The following is a 20,008-nucleotide window of genomic DNA, read 5'->3' as shown; positions in this document are numbered from 1 at the left end:
TCAAAGAAAACCCGAAAACAATATACGTGAAGCCCTAAAAAGGCTTCACGATAACAAGAATAACAATAGCCAGTAGTACCAAAACGGGGGCTTCGTTCAAAAAACGATAAAATTTGGCAGAACGTTGATTTTCATCGCGTTCAAATTGCTTCATCACCTTAAATAAGTAGCCGTAATAAATATAAATAAGCACGACCAAGGTTAATTTGGCATGTAACCAACCAGAAGCTGCAACCCACGCAGAACCATACAAATGCAGCATGCCTATCCCTGTGATCGCAGTTAAAACAGCAAAAGGCAGTACAAACCACCATAGTCGGCGCTGCATTATCTTAAAGGTTTCTTTAACCGAATTCTCGGTAGCATCTGCATGATAAACAAATAGGCGAGGTAAATAGAAAATCCCGGCGAACCATGCAATCACAAAGAAAATGTGAAACGCTTTAAACCATAAGATGGCCATAATTTCGTTATCCTAATAATGTTGTTGGTTAATGTAATGACGTACACAATCCCAGGTAATAACACCAACAATATTTTCCGCTGTATTACGGTAAACATATACGGCACCTTGCCTGTTGCGTTGTAAAATATCATACACCTCAGCCATTGTGGCTTGAGCAGGAACTCCTTGCATGGGGTAGTAGGTGAGCGGTGTTTGGGAATGTGGATCAAGGCTCATATCGTATTGCACAAGCTGGTAGGTTACGTCAATTTCATAGAAAGACTGCTGTACCACTGGGTGTGTTGGCGCCGTATCCAGAAATTCTAAGATGGTACTTTCTTGAGCGTCGTGGAACAGTTTAAATTCTTTATCGATAGCGGCCATAACGCCAATTTTTTGCAGTGACTCGTTAATAAACGTGGTTTTGTACGGTAATTTTTGAAAATCTAACTGCTTAATAAAAATAGAGCGGTTTTTCAAAAACTGACTGGCAGTAACGAAAGAAGGAACAATGACCAACATTGCTGGCAAAATCACGCCAGTAGTATGGGAAAGCTCCATAATAAAAGACAAAGCTGCTAACGGAGCGTTTAACACAGATGTGAGTAAGCCGGCCATACCTAAAAGGGCAAAACTACTCGTGAGATGTTCTGTTTCAGGCATAAATAATTTAAGCGGAAGCAATAACAAAACCCCTGCCAAAACGCCGATGCCCAGAATCGGCCCTATGACACCGCCGGGAATCCCTAAACCAATTGCAAATAATGTCAGGATCACTTTGGCTATCAAAATCATTAGCAGCAATTGCATGTCGTGGGACATATCATTAATAAGGTGAACGGGGCTTAAGCCTGTACCCATTGCCTCAGGAATAACAAAACCAATCAGGCCAGTGATAATGCCCGCAAGTATAAGACGTCGTGCCATTGAAACAGGGCGAAAGGCTTTGATGATGTGCATTAACTGCTTGTTAAAGAAGGTTGCTGCTACTCCAAGCACCATCCCAAAAGGAATGAGATACGCTAAAATCCAACCTTGGTGAATTCCAACCACATTCAAAAAGGCAAGCTCATGAGTGTTACCAAATACACTTCGGGTAATCACTGAGCCACAAGCTGCCGCCAACATCACAGGAATAAAAATATGGATTCGGTATTCTCGGAGCACCACTTCCATCACAAAAATAACGGCAGCAAAAGGCGTGTTAAATGACGCAGCAATACCCGCAGAAATGCCACAACCTGCCAAAATTCGTACCGCATTGTAAGGAAGTTTGAGCAAGGTACCGAAGAAGCTACTGGTGGCGGCACCTAAATGAACCGAAGGGCCTTCTCTCCCTACAGAAAAACCACTTGCTAGGGCAAACATGCCACCAAAAAATTGGTTCAATGCCGTGCGAAATGGCACCGTGCCATAAAAAAGCTTAACTCGGTGAATGATAAAAGGTATGCCTAAACGGTAGTGCCGAAATCCGGTAATAAAAGCAAAAGCCGCAATACAAAGAGCGCCTATAATCGGTAAAATCAAGCGGGCTTCAGGGGCGAGAGATGCGTACTTTTCAACATCGTCTAGATATTGTAATTGAATAGACTCGTAGCCTAAGCGAAAAAGAATAATAACAAATGCAGAACAGATCCCAGCGATAATACCGAGTAAACACATTTGGATTGTGGTGGTGGGCTTGGCGAGTTCTTCTTGGAAAGAGACAAGCAGCTTCAACGAGAATGCTCCCAACATTAAAATTTTCAATACTTTAGCGAGGTTTAGCGTAAGCGTCTAGCCTTCCGTAGGAATTGCTTGTATTTCTTGGGATAAATACTTATTCAAAGCACTATAGAGCTTTTTCATGTCTATCGGTTTACTGACATGACCATCGAATCCAAGTTGATAATAACGCCGCACATCTTGCTCTAACACATTTGCGGTTAGCGCAATAATGGGGATAGTTGGAAAGCTTTTCTTGATAATCATGCAAGCTTCTTCTCCATTCATAATAGGCATTTGAATGTCCATTAAAATGAGATCTGGTTTGTGATTGGCAATGGAATCAACGGCTTCTTTACCTGTTGCCACTGTATCAATGGTCACATGCGTTTGTTCAAGCATGGATTGTACGATTAATTGATTAATCTCGTTATCTTCCGCTAACAAAATTCGTTGCCCCGATAAATTAGGGACATGCATCTTATTTTCACTGTTTTTTATCGGCGTAAAGTCAGCCTTTTCGAATGGCAAGAACACATCGAAAGTTGTTCCTCCGCCGGAAGTGCTCGCGACTTTTATTTCACCGTGCATAATATCCACCAAACTTTTTGTGATAGCCATGCCTAACCCTGTGCCGCCAAACTCCCGTGTGGTGGATTGTTCACCCTGTTCAAAGCGCTGGAATAATTTCTGCGTCATTTCTCGGCTCATGCCAATACCCGTATCCGCGACACATATTTTTAAACGTTCAGGGCTACTCGTTTTATCGTTACTTATTTTAACGGTAACGTACCCACACTTTGTAAACTTCACTGCGTTTGATACCAGATTTAGCAAAATCTGATGCACTCGTGTAGGGTCGCCATACCAGCCATCAATAAAGTTATCGTCGTATTCAAGGTACAACCCAATCCCCTTATCAACAGCAATCGGGTGCATGTCTGAGATCACCAATTGCGCGATTTCATCGACTTTAAACTCAACGCTTTCCAGTGTGAGTTTGTTCGCCTCAATTTTAGAAAAATCTAATATGTCGTTAATAATCGTGGTTAACGATTTTGCAGAGAGTAAGGCTTTTGAAATTAACGTCTCATGCATGGGCTTTTGACGGGTTCTGGATAGCACTTGCAAGGTGCCAAAAATACCATTTATCGGGGTGCGGATTTCATGGCTCATATTGGCAAGAAACACATCTTTCATGCTGTTTGCCTGTGCCGCTTGCTCATAAGCTTTTGTTTGAGAAACATAAGCCTGCGAGACATTTTGAATAATTATCACCACTAAGGCGATAACGATCACAATTAACAAAAAAGCCATTGCAGCAAAGGTATAAACGCGTGTTTGGGCAGAAGCGATTTTCTGGTCGAGTTGCTGTTGAATATCAATCTCCAATTGCGCGGCATATTTTTCAATTAAGGCCTCTTTTTGATTGAGCTGTTGCAAAGCTTTATGCCACGGAAACTCCCACACATAACCTTGTAAAAAATTGAGCGCATTAACGGCTGGGGAGTCGTCAACGTTGGTCACTTTATCAATGTCTTCAATAGGAATATCGCGTGCATGTAAGCGAGCAATAATAGGCAGGTTATTTTTATATTCATTAACCACTTGTTGAGAGTTAGCAAGCTGGGTGAAAAACGCATCGTCCTCGTAATCGGCGGCATTGAGTTCATCAACGATGCGAACAAATTCAGTATACAACGTATTAAATGCCTGAGCGTTTTTAGGCTCTCCACGAAGTACAAAATTCTTGTACTGATGGATGAGCCCATTGAACCCCATTAGGCGTTGTAATTTATCTATTAATACCTCATTTCGACGGGCTAAATGCTGTCGTTGAATCTTTTTCACTTCAACAACTGCATAGGTGTTTACGTATTCTTGTGTCAGTTTCTTAATGTCTGGCGATAGGCTGTTTAATAGTGAATCCATAATAATGTCTTCATGTTCAATTCCTCTTTGAACCAAAGGCTTTAGTTCATTCAACTGTGCTTTGCTGGTGTTATGCTCAGAATAAACTTGACGAAAAGGTTCGGTTTTAACAATCGCCTGAAAAGTATGAGTGATCAGTAATATTCTATGTAAATCAGTAAACTTCTCTTGAGTAATCGCTAACTTACCTAAATCGACGCCGCTTTTAATGTGGCGAATTTCTTGTAAAACAATTAACGATAGTGACTCGTACTTCTCTGCTATGTTTGCCCAATTTGCGCCAATGATAGCAAGGTTTCGCGCTTCTCTAAGTTTGTTGGCAATGAGTCGTTCTGGCTGATGCTGTTTTTGCATGGGTAGCTGATTAAAAGCGTCAGCCCATTGCAATAGCTTTTTGTCGGTTGTCATTCGGGTATCGTTAAACGTGAGTGCGGTCACGGTTTCATTGCTAGAAAATACAAATGCGCCTACGGTAAATAGCTCGTCGTTAATCGCGTGGAGTAACTCGCGGCTCTGGCTATTAATCTTTTTGATAGGCTCAATTTTTTGTAACTCGTCAACTTTATGATGCTGTTGCTCAATAATAAAAGCCAGCAAGCCAATCGCAATCAGCAGTGGAATGCCCGTGGCAAAATAAACTTTCCGACGAATATCGTTATTCCCATTTTTTTGTTTCGCATTGTTATGGGATATAAATAGCAGCAAAATGGGAGCCAGAATGACCCCCAACAACATGGCACTTAAATAGGATTTGGGAATAAAGGGTAACTTAGTCAGAATCCACGGTTGAAAATGCATAATGGTCAGATCTAAGACTGCAATAGTCACAGACAAAAACAAAACAACAAGAAGCGTGTGATAGCTTTGAAAAGGCTTTAAGTTTTCATCCATTACGCAGAAAGTACCTTCGTTTGCGGTTGATCGTGGCACACTAAAAGGAGAACAATTGGCTTTTTACAAGCGATGTAAATGTAAAAAATTAACCTTGTTGACTTAGGTTAAAGCATAAAATTTTATCCGTAAATCTTTTCAATGAGAAAATTTAGAAAAAGAGGCTAAGTGAAAATACCTATGATTATCGTGTGTAACTACGTAACCAAATTCGTAGGTGAGTAGTATCTGATGGATTCGGCATAGCCAAAGGCGAGTCGCTTTGAGATACTAGCGTTAGTCATTAGCAGAAGCAGAGTAGTAGTGGAATTAACATCGTTAAAACAGCGCGTTGGTGCGTTTAAATATTATCTTCTAATAATAACGCTCCTGTTTTTAAGCGGGGTTTCTGGTTTTTGGGTGAAGTCATTCCTTTCCGAAGCGACAATGGAAGAAGCTAAGGTTCTTGCGCATTCGGTTCATAACTTAAAAGTTGAAAATGAAAGTTTAGTGAAGCAGCTCAATATTCTTGGTGTGGAGCTTGAAGTTGCACGCATGACGAATGAACAAAACTACCAGCTCATCCAACAAGAATTGCAGGCGAAAATAACGCTAAAGAAGCAGTTGTCGTTTTATCAAAAAGTGATGGCGCCTGAGTTAGAGCAAGAAGGCTTTGCAATTGACTCCTTAAACATTGATACCACACATAGCGAAAATTATTACCGCTATACGTTGGTGTTAATGCAATACGACAAAACCCGCAGCACGGTAAAAGGCTGGGTCGATTTAGTATTAAAAGGCAGTCAGAATGGACGCCCAGCCGAATACCAATTGCTCGATTTAATGCCAAATGACGCGGATCCAATTAGCTTCAGCTTTCGCTATTTTGAAGTTCTGAAAGGTGATTTCAAGTTACCAGAAGGCTTTATGCCCGAGCGGATAGAAGTTAAATCCACGTTGAGTCAGGCAAAGTGGGGCAAACGCCACCTGGATCGTAGTTTTGATTGGGTTGTTGATGAACCCGAACTGGCGGCTAATACTTGACTACTTTAGTCAGGCATTTCATAATCCAGTGCGTTTACACCCTGTCTATTCAATCCGAGTTATCGAGGACGCCATGTCAAACAACCCAGAGTTCCCAATTGAGTTTTCCGATGCTGCTGCAATCAAAGTGAAAACCTTAATTGAGGAAGAAGAAAATCCCAATTTGAAGTTGCGCGTGTTTGTTACCGGTGGAGGCTGCTCAGGCTTCCAGTACGGCTTTACTTTTGATGAGAAGGTGAATGATGGGGACATGGTTATAGACAAGCAAGATGTGTCGTTAGTGGTTGATCCAATGAGCCTGCAATATTTAATGGGCGGTGTTGTGGATTATTCAGAAGGACTACACGGTGCTCGTTTTGTTGTTGATAACCCCAATGCAACTACCACTTGTGGATGCGGATCCTCATTTAGCATTTAACTTCCCGTTATTTGTATCCACTTTTTACATCTTAAGCGATTTGAAACATTTTCATGTGAATTTAATTTCAAGTCGCCCATCTATTCTTCAAAAAAACACGTAAACTAAGCCTGCTTTTTTAAGTACTGGAATATACCCTCTGTTTCAGAGCAATATAACTCCAGTACATTGCTATAGGTTTAGGGAACAGTATGTCTAAGGTCATTAATAAATTTCGAAAAGAGCCGCATTGGTTAGCCTTGCTTATTTTTATTGTTTTAGTGGTTTGGGTCATGAGTGGCCTATCAAGTGAAAACACGCCACAAAATGAGAAAAAAAATATGGAGCATGTTACGGAAGTGCAAAAAGTGCGTACCACCATGCTGTATGCCGAACAGGTCGACCAAGAAGTTCGTATTTATGGACGCACTGAGCCAGATCGAGTCGCAACCTTAAGCGCAGAAGTCCGAGGTCAAGTGTTAGAAATTTTAGTGCCGGAAGGACAAACTGTAACTAAAGGACAAGCATTAGTTCGTCTTGATGAAAATGATTTAAGACAACGTTTAGCCTCCGTTAACGCCTCTCTTCAACAGGCATTAATTGAATTAAAAGGCGCCAAAAAACTGGGTAAGCAAGGCTATCAATCAGAGGTCGTTCAAGCCCAAGCCGCTGCCAGTGTTGCCGATGCCAAAGCACGTAAAAAAGCGTTAGAACTGGACCTTGCTAATACCGTTATTCGCGCACCATTTGATGGTGTCATGAACGTACAATTCATTGAAGTCGGTGATTATTTGCGTGAAGGCGATCAAATCGCCACCATTGTTGATTTAGATCCGCTAGTCATTAAAGCCGATGTAACCGAACGTTTTGTACAAGAGCTTTCCGTCGACCTCAAAGCGAAGGGGCGATTGGTTTCTGGTCGCTCACTAGACGGTTACGTGCGCTACATTTCCAGCCTTTCCCAAATGGGCACCAATACTTTTAAAGTGGAAGTGGCAGTTCCCAACCCAGATAGCACATTACGCGCTGGTATGAGCACCGAATTAGTTATTCCTATTCGTACAGAATTGGCCATGAAAGTCACGCCAGCAGTAATGGCACTCGATGAAAAAGGCAATTTGGGTGTAAAAACGGTCGAAAATGGTCATGTGAAATTTGTGCCCATTGACATGGTGAAAAGTGATAGCTCTGGCGTTTGGTTAACCGGGCTAGGTGAGCAAGCCGAAGTTATTACATTAGGACAGGGTTTTGTGCGCGATGGCGACCCTGTTGAAGTGGTGAAAGACTTAAAAATTGGTAGTGAAATTGGCGCGAGTGAAAAGGTCGGCAATGTCAGTGCTGGGGAGGCAGAATGAACGGCATTTTAGCTTCCATTATCGGGCGCACACGCACGGTATTAATGATTCTGTTGCTACTGTTGCTATCTGGCACCGTAACCTACTTGAACATTCCTAAAGAATCGGACCCAGACATCACCATTCCGTTCATCTATGTGTCGATTGTTCACGATGGCATTTCGCCAGAAGATGCTGAGCGCATGCTGGTTAAGCCAATGGAAAACGAGCTACGTAGCATCGAAGGCGTGAAAGAAATGCGCGCTACGGCTGGGGAAGGTCACGCCAATATCACTCTAGAATTTCTAGCCGGCGCCGACCCAAAAGAGGCCTTGGCAGATGTGCGCGACAAAGTCACCGTTGCCCGCGCAGAATTACCTGACGAAACCGAAGAGCCGACTATTCATGAAGTGACCATGGCAGGAGAGCAGCCGGTGATTACTGTGGTGTTTCATGGCCCCGTTAGCCAACGAGCACTCATCACCCTTGCGCGCGACTTGCAAAGCGACCTTGAAGGCTTAAAAGAAATTCTAGAAGTGGATATTGGCGGTGACAGAGAAGACATGGTGGAAATTGTTGTCGACCCACTTCTTATGGAAAGCTACGGTTTAGATCAAAACGACATTTTCAACTTGTTATCGCGCAACAACCGTTTAGTGCCTGCGGGAACAATGAACAACGACAAAGGCAGTTTTGCGGTAAAAGTGCCCTCCATTTTTGAAAGTATTCAAGACATCATGGAGCAGCCAGTGAAAGCTGAAGGCGACCGCGTTATCACCTTTCAAGATGTGGCAACCGTGCGAAGGGCATACAAAGATGCCAGTAGCTTTGCGCGTATGAACCAAGAGGCTTCGGTGTCGTTAGAAGTGAAAAAGCGCCCCGGCGAAAACATTATCGATACCGTTAACAAAGTCAAACAAATCATTGAGGACGAACGAGCTTCGCCCATGTGGCCAAATGCCGTTATGGTCACTTATGTAGGTGATCGCACAGAAGACGTTGAAATGATGTTGACCGACCTACAAAACAATGTAATTACCGCCATTTTGCTAGTGACTATCGTCATTGTTGCGATTCTGGGATTACGCACTGCCACCTTAGTCGGTATCTCTATTCCCGGTTCATTTTTAACCGGTATTCTTATCTTATCGTTGTTTGGCTATACCCTAAATAACGTCGTTCTATTCTCGCTTATCATGGCCGTAGGAATGCTGGTGGACGGCGCCATCGTAGTCACTGAATACGCCGACCGCTTAATGAGCGAAGGCGCAGATAAACATGAAGCTTACATTAAAGCGGCGAAACAAATGTTCATGCCAATTACCACATCTACTGCCACTACGTTAGCGGCATTTGCCCCCTTAATGTTTTGGCCGGGAATGATGGGGGAGTTCATGAAGTTCCTGCCATTCACACTCATTGCTACCTTATCGGCATCGTTAGTCATGGCGCTGATATTTGTTCCAACGTTGGGAACAGTGTTAGGTAAGCCGCGTTATTTATCGCCTAAAGAGAAAGAACAAGTCGACCTTGCGGAATCGGGCGATCTGAAAAAACTCAGTGGGATTGTTGGCAGTTATTTGCGCTTCCTCGATAAAGCCATTCGCCACCCGCTTAAAGTGCTAATGGCTGCTTTTTTTATTGCTATCGGTTCCATTATAGCCTTTGGCATGTCGGGCTTAGGCGTCGAGTTGTTTCCGCATGTGGATTCGCCAAGCGTCAACATCACTATTCGTTCCTACAGTGATATGTCGATTTACGAACAAGATGACATCGTGCGGGATGTGGAGCGCCGTTTAGTCGACATGCCAGAAATTGAAACCATGTATGCGCGCACAGGCGGATCAGACCAAGTTGGCTACATTCGTCTCAACCTTGTTGACTGGCAATATCGTGGGCATTCGGATGCGATAATGGCAGAAGTGGAATCGCGTTTAGGCTCCTTGCCGGGGTTAGATATCGAAATTGCCGCTGACCAAAACGGTCCGCAACAAGGGAAAGACTTACAAATCGAACTGTCGTCTCGCTTTCCTGAACTCGTGAGCGAAGCGGCGGGGAAAATTCGCCTTGCTATGGAAAACAACGACAAGCTCATGTCGATAAGCGATACCGCGCCTAAGCCGGGAATTGAATGGCGCCTAGTGGTTGACCGTAGCGATGCCGCACGCTTTGGCGCAGATGCAACGCTCGTTGGCAACACCGTCCAATTCGTGACTGATGGCTTAAAAGTGGGGGAATATCGCCCCGATGATGTAGACGATGAACTCGACATTCGTGTGCGTTTCCCCGAACAAGACAGATACATTGGCAAGCTTGACGAACTTCGAGTGAAAACCGCAGATGGTTTAGTGCCTATTGGTAACTTCGTCGAGCGAAAACCCGATCATAAAACCGATGTTATCCGTCATGTGGATAGCCGCCGCGTTATTCGTGTGGAAGCGAATATGGTACCGGGCAATCAACTGGATAAAGCATTACCTGAGCTGCAAGCTATGTTGCCAACATTGGGTATTGACCCGCGCGTTAACATCAACATTCGTGGTCAAAACGAGCAACAACAAGAAAGCGAAGGCTTCTTAATGAACGCCTTCCTTGTGGCCTTGTTTGTGATGGCGATTATTTTGGTAACCCAATTCAATAGCTTCTACCAAGCGATGTTGGTATTAAGCGCCGTGCTGTTTTCAACCGTTGGCGTTTTCCTTGGATTGATTTTGATGCAGCAACCCTTTGGCATTGTAATGTCGGGAATTGGGGTGATTGCATTGGCGGGGATTGTGGTTAACAACAACATCGTGCTTATCGACACCTACAATCAACTGCGAAAAGAGGGTTATGAATCAATAGAAGCGATTTTACGCACCGGCGCGCAGCGTATTCGTCCGGTATTGATGACCTCTGTTACCACCATTCTCGGTTTATTGCCCATGGTATTCAGAGTCAATATCGACATTATGCAACGCACCGTGGAATTTGGTGCGCCTTCTACTCAATGGTGGACGCAACTTGCCACAGCCGTTGCTGGTGGCTTAGCGTTTGCTACCGTATTAACCTTAGTACTAACACCATGTATGTTAGCGCTAAAAGTACGTTTCGACAGATGGCGACAAGCAAGAAAGCAGTTTTCAGCTAACGATATGAGTGGTAAATTATCCGCCGCTGAACGTTAAGTCAGTTGGGGTGTAAGCAACGCTTAAACGTGTTTTCCACCCCCTATTTTCACACAAAGATAACAGCAGCCCGTGAGCGAAGTGATGGTGTACTAACGGGTTTCTTCTTACTTAATCATCAATATGGGAAAAGCTCATGTTTACCTTATACGGCTCGACGACTTCACCCTTTGTGCGCCGCACACGTTTACTATTGGCAGACACAGACTTCACTTTCAATAAGATCAACATCTTCAATCCAGAAGATAAAGCCGAATTACGAAAAGTTAACCCAACACTTAAAATCCCTATGTTGCAGGATGGTGATAACTACATTTATGACTCAAAAGTCATATATCGCTACATTGCTGAAAAGTTAGGCTTACCTAAATGTTCATGGGATCAAGAAAATTTGTTAACGACAATCGATTCCGCGAACGACACTTTTGTTCAGTTATTCTTATTAACTAAATCAGATTTCGACGTTAAGTCCGATCGCTTGTACTTCAATATGCAACAAGCACGTTTAGATACAGTGCTTCCTTTCCTTGATGAACAAGCGAAAACAGGAGCGTTTGATGAATGGCATTACCCTTCAATTTGTTTGTTCTGCATGATGGATTGGCTAATGTTCCGCAAGTTCCACGATTTCTCGGTATACGAAAACCTCATGGCGTTCCACGCGCGTTTCAAAGGCCGTGAAGATGTTGTGGCGACACAGCACGAAGACTAAATCAGCGTTTAAATAGCGATGAGCACCTGAGGGCTGATGCTTAACATTCAGGTGCTCACTTTTTCAGTTTTATTATGGAGTTTATTTAAGAAGTTCAGCAGTTCGTGGGCAAAAATAGTTGGGTTATTCGCCGTTGTGTTTTCCACCGATTGTTGTGTTGCATTTTCAGATGCTTCATGCTCAGAAGCTCTTTCACTGCTTTGGCGAATCAACTCCTCCAGTTCTTCGGTCAGCTTCTTCAATTTGTCTTTTAATGCGCTTAGCGTGGTTTGTTGCGCCTCAGTGAGCGGCTCTTGCTTCTTTAAGCCTTCAATGGCTTGCTCCGTTTGCTCAATTTCTTCTTTCAGCTCTTCTAGCTTTTCCTGATCCAAACCTAAACGATTCGCTAATAGCTTCTCGTATGCTGTCGTAATAAAACTTTCTTCAGAATCTTTCGAACTCTGTGAATTTGAGTGGTCGTGATCCGCACAATGTTCGCAGTGTTCACCACTTTGCGAGTGTCCATGTTCGTCTTCGGTACGATTTCCAGTTTGCTCACCTGCACTGCTAGCGGCAACAGATTGCCCCTGTACATCGGCATTCACTTGTGAAAATGCCGCACCATTGCCCGTTTCCTGTCCTGCACTGAGTAAACTATCTTCCTGCGCGTCTTTGCTGTACATCTGCTGCCAGCGCTGATAATCCGCTTGCGTTACTATCACAACACCACTCCTGATACATCGTGTTGACTACTTGTGTGAGTGATAATAGCAAGTATGGGGCCAGAATGGATGAAAGTAAGCGAAGGCTATTTTTTCAGGTTTATCAAGTATTCCACTAATTCATGAGCATGTGTTGTAGGGTTATCTTCGCCAATATCGTTAGCGGCACTTAAGGCTTTTTTGGCGTTTTCAATTGCTGTACCTAGCTTGGTTTCTAGGTCATCAAATATCTTTTTGTTGCCCTTTTCATAATTTGGAATATGCGACTTCAATTTTTTAATTACCTGAGTACAAATACTCCTGTTTCCAGATGCATGATAGGGCGTTGTTGTGTATTCGAAATGCAACAGCAACCAATACTCAAAGCAAGGCACAGAAGTGCAAGCGTAAAAATGCTGTTTGTTGGTTAGTTTTTCTACGGTGGCACTATAGGATGCATGGCTATCTTTATCGAAAACACAATAAATGCGGTCGTATGGATTACCCTCTTTGCTGGCTCTTTTTGCTAGCTTTTCTGCACTTTCAAGCACATTTTTCGGGCTAGAGCCTCTGGAATCCGCAACTTCAACGTTGGCACTATTAATGCCGTAACAGCGAATTAGCTCTTTAAAGTAGTTAGGTTCGGTTTTTTCACCCTCACAAACAATTAAAACACGATCATAAGGCGATCTTTGGGCGTCCCTTCTTTTTTGTTTGTTAGCTGTCCTTGCTTTGCGCTTATGGTGTAAATTGTCTGTTCCCATCGTTAGCCCCCTAAGCTAGTAATAAAGGGAACTGCCCCATATTTGCCGGAAAGGTATCCTGCTTCAAGGTTTTCCCTGTCCGCTTTACGTGGGCTAAAATCGGTAAGCGGGTAAATACTGGTTTCGCCGAATTTTTCTTTTTCGCAAAACCAAATCTGGTCGCGTCTAAACACATGTTGGTTGAGCACAGACGTTTCATGCGTAGAGAAAATAAGCTGTGCGTTGTGCTTATTCACTTCTTTGTTGTGGAAAAGTCGAATAATGCCTTCAACCATTTTCGGGTGAAAACTGTTGTGCAGCTCATCAATGACAAGGATATAGCCTTTTTCCAGAACATCTAATAACGGGCCTGCAATGGAAAATAGCTTTTGTGTACCGTCCGACTCTTCTTCTAAGTCGAGAGTGACAAGTTTACCTGATTGGGTTTTGTGTACCGTGCGAATATCTAAAATTTCTTCATCCTTCATTTCTTGGTGAATTTTCTCTTTAATTTCTTGAGGTAACTCATCAGGAAGAAGGCTTGAATCAAACTTTTTAGATTCAATGGCAAGGTCGTGAATATTCAAGTCGGCAGCTTGTAAAAGGTCGATAACGCGGCGTTTAAAGCCATCATCTAAGCAAAAGGGGCCAGTATAACGAGGGCCCCAATTATCAAAATTGATAACGGGTTGTAAAACATGTCGGAACCAATTAAATACCGGCTTTAACTGTTCGCTATTAAGTTGCACCGCGGTAGACAAAAACAACGCATTATCGCGGGTGGCATTATGCCAAATCTGCTTGTTGCCTAACAAATTGTCACTGAACTTATAATCGTACTCTTGGGTTTCTTCATCAAAAACACGAGAAAACCACTTTTGCGGACGTTGCTTTGGAAAAGCAATTAACCACTCATCGTGCACTCGTGCTTGCGTCGCGGAAAAGCCATATTGGTATTTGATGTCGTCATAAATAAAAACTGCTTCGAATTCGCTAGGCGCTTCAGACGTGGATTCATCAAACAAGAAAGGTTCAACGGGTAAGGAGTCACCCTCTTGTAAGCTGGTAGATGAATGCTTAACAATCGTGTTCATACACCTTAGTGCATTAACAAAATTAGACTTACCGGAGGCATTTGCACCGTAAATAACGGCGCTGGCTAATAGCTCGGTGTTGTTCTGATCATTTGTTTTAAACGTATTGCTCGCTTCTAGCTCGTCATCTTTAATTTTTGACGCTTTAACCATACTAAAAATTTGTTCTTCCTTGATTGAGCGAAAATTCTTTACGATAAATTCAATCAACATTTTTAAACATCCTTAGGTAATACTTGCCGTTGAGTTTACACTACAAAATCTTGTTGTGTTAAGTTTAGTTTTGCTTTTTTGGCATTTTTAACCAAAAAGGAAAAGTTAAACGGGTTTGTGGTGGTTTTTTACTTAAGACGAAAGTGTTTTGAGAGTGTGAAGCGAAGGTTTTCGGCAAGAAGAGGTTTTCCTTAACCTCAATTTTCTGAATAGGCAACAATGTTACCAATAACACCGCCTGTTATTTATTGCCATACGCCTGCCAAAGCAGAATATCTAACTCCGCTAAGTTCTTGGCTTGGCTTTTGGGGTTTTGTTGAAGTGACGCGCGTAAGGTTTGAGTGACTAACAAATACTTCGCACCTTGGCTTGCGCCTTTTGGGTATGCGAAACCGATGGCTTTAAGAAATGATTTCAATGGGCTGTTTAGAACGAGGTATTGTTCTGGAAAGGCTAGGCATAGCATTTCACTAAAAAAGGCTTTTCTTGCGCTATTGTTACTTGCTTCTAGCTTATCTAGCTCATTAACAACAACGCTATCTCTATTTTCGTCACTGGCGTTGACTATGGAAACAAAGCTTTTGGATAACTCACGAAAATTGGCGGTTTTGCCTTTTCTTTCCCAGCCTTTACCTTGAAGCCGTGAGCCTTGAAAATCTTCCAAGTACCAATATTTAGGTAATCTTTCATAAAATGCTAACGAGGTGACTTCTGCACTTGCGCACTGTTCAAAAAGTGAATGAAACTCAGGCTTAACCTTGTTGTGTTTTGCCAGTTGCGCTCTTCGTTTTTTAACTAGCGCTGCGGCATTTAACGGATTTGGTAATTCAACAGAGGATACCCTTTGCGTCACTTGGTTCGACTCAACGCGGCTTGTGGAAATGCTGGCTTCTTTATAGCAGTTCAGCCAATTCGGGGTAACAGGAACACAAAGCTTAGCAATCTCATTTACCCATTGTTTTGCATCATTAAATTGCGCCAAAGTAATGTTAGAAACAATATTTGCCTCAACATTTTTATTGAAGGCGGCATGGCTTAAATTTGACGAACCAATTAATGCGTAGCAATGTCCGCTGGTGTTTTTCCAAAAAATAGCTTTAGGGTGAAAGCCTTGTATGCCGTCAGCAACAAGAAAGGAAAACTTAAATTGAGGCGGAAGCCATTTGGTTACATTTTTGCATGCCTGTATGCGCGTTAATCCAAAATCCTTACCAACGATAATTTTGACATTCTCGCACTTTGGTAGTTTGGGTAAGCTTGAATCCCAGTGTGTTAGGTAAGCGGATAAAACATAGAGTTCAACGGCTTCTGCAAATGCTGTTTTGTAGGTTTTATTTAGTTCTGTTGTTGAATTTGGTGAATGTAGAAATAAGCTGACTTCTTTTAATGTATTCAAAAAGTGGCCTCCTCGTTAATCCCGCATTTTTTGGTAGCTTCTGGCTTCTTCCAGCCATTCGATGTGGTTATTTCCCCAAACCGATTGAGTTTTGGGGTCGTACATGGTGCGGCGTTTAAAAATAAGGCGCTGGGCTATAAAGTGTTTGTTGGTGAGTTTGGCGGTGAAGGCGTTTTTTACTTGCAGGATACTCGAACGAAGCATCAGCATAACAAGCAAGGCCGATACAACTAACACCAATATTTCGGGAATGTAAAAGGTGAAGTACATGTAATGGCTACCCTAGGTTTGGATCGTGAGAAGAATTAACCACTGCAAAGCGAGTTAAGCGCTGCACTTTGGCGTCCCATTCGTTTATTTTGTTATTGGCCTTGATGATTTCCATAAAGTGTTTAGAGCCTGAGTTCATAAGCTGTTCCGAAAGGTAAATTCCTTCGTTTACCAGCTTTTCGTAAAGGCTTAATTCGGCGTCGCTGGGCACATATTCAAATGCTTGTTTTGCCACGCGCAGCGAGCAATAAAGTTGGTAGCCTACAAGGCCAAGCGTTAAAGCGATGATTGCGGTTTCCACTTTTTCACCTCCACGTTTTTCAGCACGGCGTATAACAAGTAACCGGCAATCGCAAAATTAATAAAAGGCACGCCCAAACGATAAAGCAATTCTAACGCTTCTACTTTAAAGAAAAGCTGATTGACTAACACAATTAAGAACAAGGCAATAATGCCGCTAATGCCATATTGCACCACTTCAAGGTGGCGCCCCTTCGACACATTCAGCCATATATGCAATTTTTGCAGTAAGTAAATTTGTAAATACGCAACGGTTACCCAAAACACCACCCAAGCGCAAAGCCGAAAAGTATAGGTTAGCCCCACCTCATTAAAGTAGGCTAAAAGTGGTTCGTTAATCGGGTACATTACAAATTCGGCCAGCGCTAAAAACACCACAATAATGGAAGCCGAGTTCAGTTTTTTACTGGTTGCCGCACTTAATAAAAACAATACGGTGTATAAATACGGCAAATAACTGCCTATTTCTAACAATACTTTATTAACTTGGTGAAAATATTCTACGCTCATTGCTCTGCTTTACTCTAGTTTGCTCTGGCCCTGTAATACTCACTTTGCTGTGCTGGCCTTGGTATGTGCCAAGGCCGTTTACTAACGCCGTTTATTTACACCGAGCGCTATTTGTTTACGCTATTTGCTAGGGTTGTGTACATAACCCTAACACGCACCATAATGAATACGTGCTGGTGCTACTGATATTCGGGTCTGGCACTGGAAGTGTGCCGTTGCCATTGCCATTGGCAATAATGCCGTCGAACTTGCTGTTTGGGTCCGGCACGGGAAGAGCGCCACCGCCATTACCAAAGGGGTTAATTGTACCCAAACCAACCGTACCCGAAGCAAGGTTTGGGTCCGGCACTGGGCGGGTGCCTCCGCCATTGCCCGTGGTGCTGGCCTGTGTTCCTGCCATTGCCGCCGACGCGGTTAAAAAAAACGCCGCACATAGCGCAAGGATTGTATATTTATTTTTCATAATTTCAACTCATAAGGTTAATCAAATATCCGGTTTTTTCCGGTTTGCTAACATACCATAAGGTAAGTAAGTACGTAGGCTACATCGTGGTGAGGGTAAATTTCCATCCAAAAAAATCTGGATTTAAAGCAAGAAGTTTTGCTTAATTATGATAAATATTTAATTTTATTGGTGAATTTATAAAGTCATGGCGAAATTCTTAAATTTAAATGCGGTAAATAAAATTTTAAAAAATTTACCATCATGATTTTGTGGAATTAATTCAAAACGGAATCCTTTCGATTTAATCGGTTATAAACTTCGAAAAGTTGGCAATTTTGGGGGCCGAGGTATTAGCGTTTTGTTGAACGACTTAATCCTTTGGAAAATATTCGTAATATTGCTTAAATCTCGGCCACTTTATAGGTTGCAGGCATAACTATTCTAGTAAGATTGTTTATCGCTCCGGTGGTTGCTATTGCCTCAGTAATTTGAGTGTTGTCATTCCTTAAAGCTCAGCTCATCTCCAAAGTGTGTTTTGAATCTGAACATAGCCGTTTCATTCAATAAGCGTTGATGATAATTGGTTTGCTTTTTCCAATGGCGGTGTCGCCATTAACGAAGCTTCCTCCACAACCACCATGATGAGCTGAACAATTCCATTCTGCTATCGCAGATTCGTCAATCCAAAATGTGATGGAACCTCTATTAATAAGATGTTGGTTGTACTGTTTCCAGTTTTTAGTTCGGTATTTAGGTTTAGGCATGAGGAGGGAGCAATAATGATTTGGTGATCTGATCATTGAGAGAAGGAAAAGTTCAAATCATTTGTTCAACAAAGCGACAAAAAATAATCCAAGTTGAGTAAAAAATAATCTTTTAAATTGCCCAAATATATGTAAAATCGCCTTCCTTTTTGGTTTTGTCTGGTCATATTATTTGTTCAATTCGTTGCTATTCCAGGATAGGGATGAGTAACGCTCGGAGCAGTTTTAATACGGAATGTTAGTTAACGTAATGAATTTTAAATATTTATTTGCATCCTGTGTGGCTGCTTGCCTTTCTTTTTTTACGGTTTCCTTTTTTGCGTTTGCGCAAGAAAACACAACTACTGTTGTTCCGAGTCAAATTTCTCAAAACCACGAGCGTTTGATAAAAGAAGGCAATGATCGCATTCAAAGCGAACTTTCGCCGTTAATGCAACGTTCGGATGTTTTCTTACAAGACAATTTCAGCCAGCAGACTCAGCAAACAACGCCGCAAGGCGATGAGCGTTGTTTCGATATTACCCGCATTCATGTTGAAGGTGTGGTGATCTTCTCTCCCGAGCAAATTCGTTCAATTACCCACAAATACACCAATCGCTGCTTAACACTTACTCACATCAATAATGCGGTAGCTGAGATTTCCAACCTGTATTTGGATAACGGTTACGTGACCAGTCGTGCTTATATTGTTGAGCAAGACTTATCCGATGGTACGTTGGATCTTGTGATACTTGAGGGCGTTATTGAAGCTTTTGCATCACAAGAAAACTCGCTTTCTGAAACCCAGCTTCATCTTGCCTTTCCGGTTTCACCCACGGAAAAATTAAATATTCGCGACTTAGAGCAAGGCTTGGAAAACCTAAACAGCTTGGGGCAAAACAAGGCGACATTAGCCATGCAACCGGGTGAGCAACAAGGCGGCACTATTGTTGGTATTCAAAATCAAATGCAGGCGAATTGGCGCGGTTCAATGGGTATTAATAACACGGGCGTGGCGTCTACCGGTGAATACCAAGCCGATGCGAACTTAATTTACGAAAATCTGTTTGGTGTGAATGATAGTTTAATTGCTACGGTGTCGTCGAATGTGGGCGAGCACGAGCTGCCTATTTCCAAATCCAGAAGTTATTCCTTGGTGGCGAGTATGCCGTTGGGGTACTGGCAGTTTGCTTTGAGTAACAGTTACTTCGAGTATGAGCAATCGGTTATCGGTACGGAAGTTAACTTTTTAACCCACGGCACTTCATTTAATTCTACGCTTTCTGCCAATCATATTTGGTATCGCGACCAAGCGGAAAAGCTGCAAGTGTCGTTGGCATTTACCCGCAAAGAAAGCCGCAATTATATTGAGGATGTATTTCTGGAAACGTCCTCTAGAACGCTTTACGTGTGGGATGCAGCGGCAACCTATATTCACCATTATCCAGCTGGCTCGTTAGATGCCACCTTTCATGTTAATAAAAGTGTGCCTTGGTGGGATGCAAAGCGAGAGCTGGCGGTCGCTGAGGATGACTTTCAATTCACCAAATATATTGCCGATGTGGGCTTTACCTCAACATTTTCGCTGCTGACTCATCCCATTCAAATGCGAAACAGCCTGCATTTGTTATACGCACCGCAAGAAATACTTATCTCCGAAGGAGTAAATGTTGGTGGGCGCTATTCCGTTAGAGGGTTTTCTCAAGGCGGATTGGCAGGCTTTAGAGGCGGCTATTTACGTACCGACTTCCACACTGGCTTGCCGTGGCAACTGCCGTTGGGCATGAACGCACAAGTGCATTTGGGCTTGGACCTTGGGGCAAGCAATGCGCCTAATTTTGCAGCAAGGCAACATTCGGATTGGGTGGCAGGGGCCATTATCGGCTTGCAACTCTACTACCAAACACTCTCATTTAATTTTTCTTATGCGCGAGCACTGCATTCTCCTGATTATTTAGGCGCGCAAGAACAAGAAATTGACTTTTCACTTCGACTCGGTTTTTAAAGGA

At 42.8% G+C, this 20,008-nt stretch carries 17 protein-coding genes and 1 pseudogene; 6 read left to right on the top strand and 12 right to left on the bottom strand.

Annotated features, from left to right (window positions below):
- Positions 1–34: 34 nt before the first annotated feature.
- The 3 genes from hemJ to HJG39_RS04145 all read right to left on the bottom strand — a co-directional run bounded on the left by hemJ (position 35) and on the right by HJG39_RS04145 (position 4,972).
- Complete coding sequence (gene hemJ, locus HJG39_RS04155; RefSeq protein WP_268407150.1) at positions 35–463, bottom strand: protoporphyrinogen oxidase HemJ; 429 nt, start codon at positions 461–463, stop codon at positions 35–37.
- A 12-nt stretch (positions 464–475) separates the two neighbouring features.
- Positions 476–2,107, bottom strand: a complete 1,632-nt coding sequence (locus tag HJG39_RS04150; protein ID WP_268407566.1) for a chloride channel protein — start codon at positions 2,105–2,107, stop codon at positions 476–478.
- Between the two features lie 114 nt (positions 2,108–2,221).
- A complete protein-coding gene (locus tag HJG39_RS04145) occupies positions 2,222–4,972 on the bottom strand; it encodes an ATP-binding protein (RefSeq protein WP_268407147.1) in 2,751 nt (916 codons plus the stop codon).
- A gap of 303 nt (positions 4,973–5,275) precedes the next feature.
- On the opposite strand from HJG39_RS04145, the gene HJG39_RS04140 reads away from it, so the two are divergent.
- The 5 genes from HJG39_RS04140 (at position 5,276) to HJG39_RS04120 (ending at position 11,605) form a co-directional block, all read left to right on the top strand.
- A complete protein-coding gene (locus HJG39_RS04140) occupies positions 5,276–5,995 on the top strand; it encodes a DUF6776 family protein (protein WP_268407144.1) in 720 nt (239 codons plus the stop codon).
- Between the two features lie 73 nt (positions 5,996–6,068).
- Positions 6,069–6,413 (top strand): iron-sulfur cluster insertion protein ErpA, encoded by a 345-nt coding sequence (gene erpA / locus HJG39_RS04135; protein WP_268407564.1) that lies wholly within the window; start codon positions 6,069–6,071, stop codon positions 6,411–6,413.
- A 191-nt stretch (positions 6,414–6,604) separates the two neighbouring features.
- Positions 6,605–7,747, top strand: coding sequence for an efflux RND transporter periplasmic adaptor subunit (locus tag HJG39_RS04130; RefSeq protein ID WP_268407137.1), 1,143 nt, complete (start codon positions 6,605–6,607; stop codon positions 7,745–7,747).
- Complete coding sequence (locus HJG39_RS04125) at positions 7,744–10,893, top strand: efflux RND transporter permease subunit (RefSeq protein WP_268407136.1); 3,150 nt, start codon at positions 7,744–7,746, stop codon at positions 10,891–10,893. The genes HJG39_RS04130 and HJG39_RS04125 overlap by 4 nt, the downstream gene beginning before the upstream one ends.
- A gap of 136 nt (positions 10,894–11,029) precedes the next feature.
- Positions 11,030–11,605: a glutathione S-transferase family protein gene (locus HJG39_RS04120; RefSeq protein WP_268407135.1), complete on the top strand. Its 576-nt coding sequence runs from the start codon at positions 11,030–11,032 to the stop codon at positions 11,603–11,605.
- 47 nt (positions 11,606–11,652) lie between these two features.
- Here HJG39_RS04120 and HJG39_RS04115 read toward each other — a convergent pair whose 3' ends face one another.
- The 9 genes and pseudogenes from HJG39_RS04115 to HJG39_RS04075 all read right to left on the bottom strand — a co-directional run.
- Entirely contained in the window at positions 11,653–12,306 is a 654-nt protein-coding gene (locus HJG39_RS04115; protein WP_268407132.1) for a hypothetical protein, read from the bottom strand.
- Between the two features lie 86 nt (positions 12,307–12,392).
- Entirely contained in the window at positions 12,393–13,049 is a 657-nt protein-coding gene (locus HJG39_RS04110; RefSeq protein WP_268407130.1) for an RloB family protein, read from the bottom strand.
- Positions 13,050–13,051: 2 nt separating this feature from the next.
- On the bottom strand, positions 13,052–14,335 hold the full coding sequence (locus tag HJG39_RS04105) for an AAA family ATPase (RefSeq protein ID WP_268407127.1): 1,284 nt from the start codon (positions 14,333–14,335) through the stop codon (positions 13,052–13,054).
- Between the two features lie 241 nt (positions 14,336–14,576).
- On the bottom strand, positions 14,577–15,731 hold the full coding sequence (locus tag HJG39_RS04100) for a phospholipase D family protein (RefSeq protein ID WP_268407125.1): 1,155 nt from the start codon (positions 15,729–15,731) through the stop codon (positions 14,577–14,579).
- Between the two features lie 15 nt (positions 15,732–15,746).
- Positions 15,747–16,001 (bottom strand): hypothetical protein, encoded by a 255-nt coding sequence (locus HJG39_RS04095; protein WP_268407123.1) that lies wholly within the window; start codon positions 15,999–16,001, stop codon positions 15,747–15,749.
- A gap of 7 nt (positions 16,002–16,008) precedes the next feature.
- Positions 16,009–16,302 carry a hypothetical protein gene (locus HJG39_RS04090; RefSeq protein ID WP_268407122.1) on the bottom strand — a complete coding sequence of 98 codons (294 nt, stop codon included), beginning with the start codon at positions 16,300–16,302 and terminating at the stop codon, positions 16,009–16,011.
- Positions 16,278–16,811, bottom strand: coding sequence for a hypothetical protein (locus HJG39_RS04085; RefSeq protein ID WP_268407120.1), 534 nt, complete (start codon positions 16,809–16,811; stop codon positions 16,278–16,280). Before HJG39_RS04085 ends, HJG39_RS04090 begins: the two co-directional genes overlap by 25 nt.
- A 127-nt stretch (positions 16,812–16,938) precedes the next feature.
- Positions 16,939–17,274 carry a hypothetical protein gene (locus HJG39_RS04080; RefSeq protein ID WP_268407117.1) on the bottom strand — a complete coding sequence of 112 codons (336 nt, stop codon included), beginning with the start codon at positions 17,272–17,274 and terminating at the stop codon, positions 16,939–16,941.
- 638 nt (positions 17,275–17,912) lie between these two features.
- Positions 17,913–18,020: pseudogene (locus tag HJG39_RS04075) on the bottom strand (IS5/IS1182 family transposase); the annotation flags it as partial.
- Between the two features lie 250 nt (positions 18,021–18,270).
- Here HJG39_RS04075 and HJG39_RS04070 point away from each other — a divergent pair.
- A complete protein-coding gene (locus HJG39_RS04070) occupies positions 18,271–20,004 on the top strand; it encodes a ShlB/FhaC/HecB family hemolysin secretion/activation protein (RefSeq protein WP_268407116.1) in 1,734 nt (577 codons plus the stop codon).
- The last annotated feature ends 4 nt before the right edge of the window (positions 20,005–20,008 follow it).

Source organism: Alteromonas sp. a30 (assembly GCF_026788005.1).
Classification (GTDB): domain Bacteria; phylum Pseudomonadota; class Gammaproteobacteria; order Enterobacterales; family Alteromonadaceae; genus Paraneptunicella.
The sequence above is the reverse complement of the archived record's forward strand: the minus strand, read 5'-3'. Positions and strand labels throughout refer to the sequence as shown.

Coding starts and splice junctions, on each gene's coding strand:
- hemJ (WP_268407150.1), bottom strand. CDS start 463: ATGGCCATCTTATGGTTTAAAGCGTTTCACATTTTCTTTGTGATTGCA.
- HJG39_RS04150 (WP_268407566.1), bottom strand. CDS start 2,107: ATGTGTTTACTCGGTATTATCGCTGGGATCTGTTCTGCATTTGTTATT.
- HJG39_RS04145 (WP_268407147.1), bottom strand. CDS start 4,972: ATGGATGAAAACTTAAAGCCTTTTCAAAGCTATCACACGCTTCTTGTT.
- erpA (WP_268407564.1), top strand. CDS start 6,069: ATGTCAAACAACCCAGAGTTCCCAATTGAGTTTTCCGATGCTGCTGCA.
- HJG39_RS04130 (WP_268407137.1), top strand. CDS start 6,605: ATGTCTAAGGTCATTAATAAATTTCGAAAAGAGCCGCATTGGTTAGCC.
- HJG39_RS04125 (WP_268407136.1), top strand. CDS start 7,744: ATGAACGGCATTTTAGCTTCCATTATCGGGCGCACACGCACGGTATTA.
- HJG39_RS04120 (WP_268407135.1), top strand. CDS start 11,030: ATGTTTACCTTATACGGCTCGACGACTTCACCCTTTGTGCGCCGCACA.
- HJG39_RS04110 (WP_268407130.1), bottom strand. CDS start 13,049: ATGGGAACAGACAATTTACACCATAAGCGCAAAGCAAGGACAGCTAAC.
- HJG39_RS04105 (WP_268407127.1), bottom strand. CDS start 14,335: ATGTTGATTGAATTTATCGTAAAGAATTTTCGCTCAATCAAGGAAGAA.
- HJG39_RS04095 (WP_268407123.1), bottom strand. CDS start 16,001: ATGTACTTCACCTTTTACATTCCCGAAATATTGGTGTTAGTTGTATCG.
- HJG39_RS04085 (WP_268407120.1), bottom strand. CDS start 16,811: ATGAGCGTAGAATATTTTCACCAAGTTAATAAAGTATTGTTAGAAATA.
- HJG39_RS04080 (WP_268407117.1), bottom strand. CDS start 17,274: ATGAAAAATAAATATACAATCCTTGCGCTATGTGCGGCGTTTTTTTTA.
- HJG39_RS04070 (WP_268407116.1), top strand. CDS start 18,271: ATGAATTTTAAATATTTATTTGCATCCTGTGTGGCTGCTTGCCTTTCT.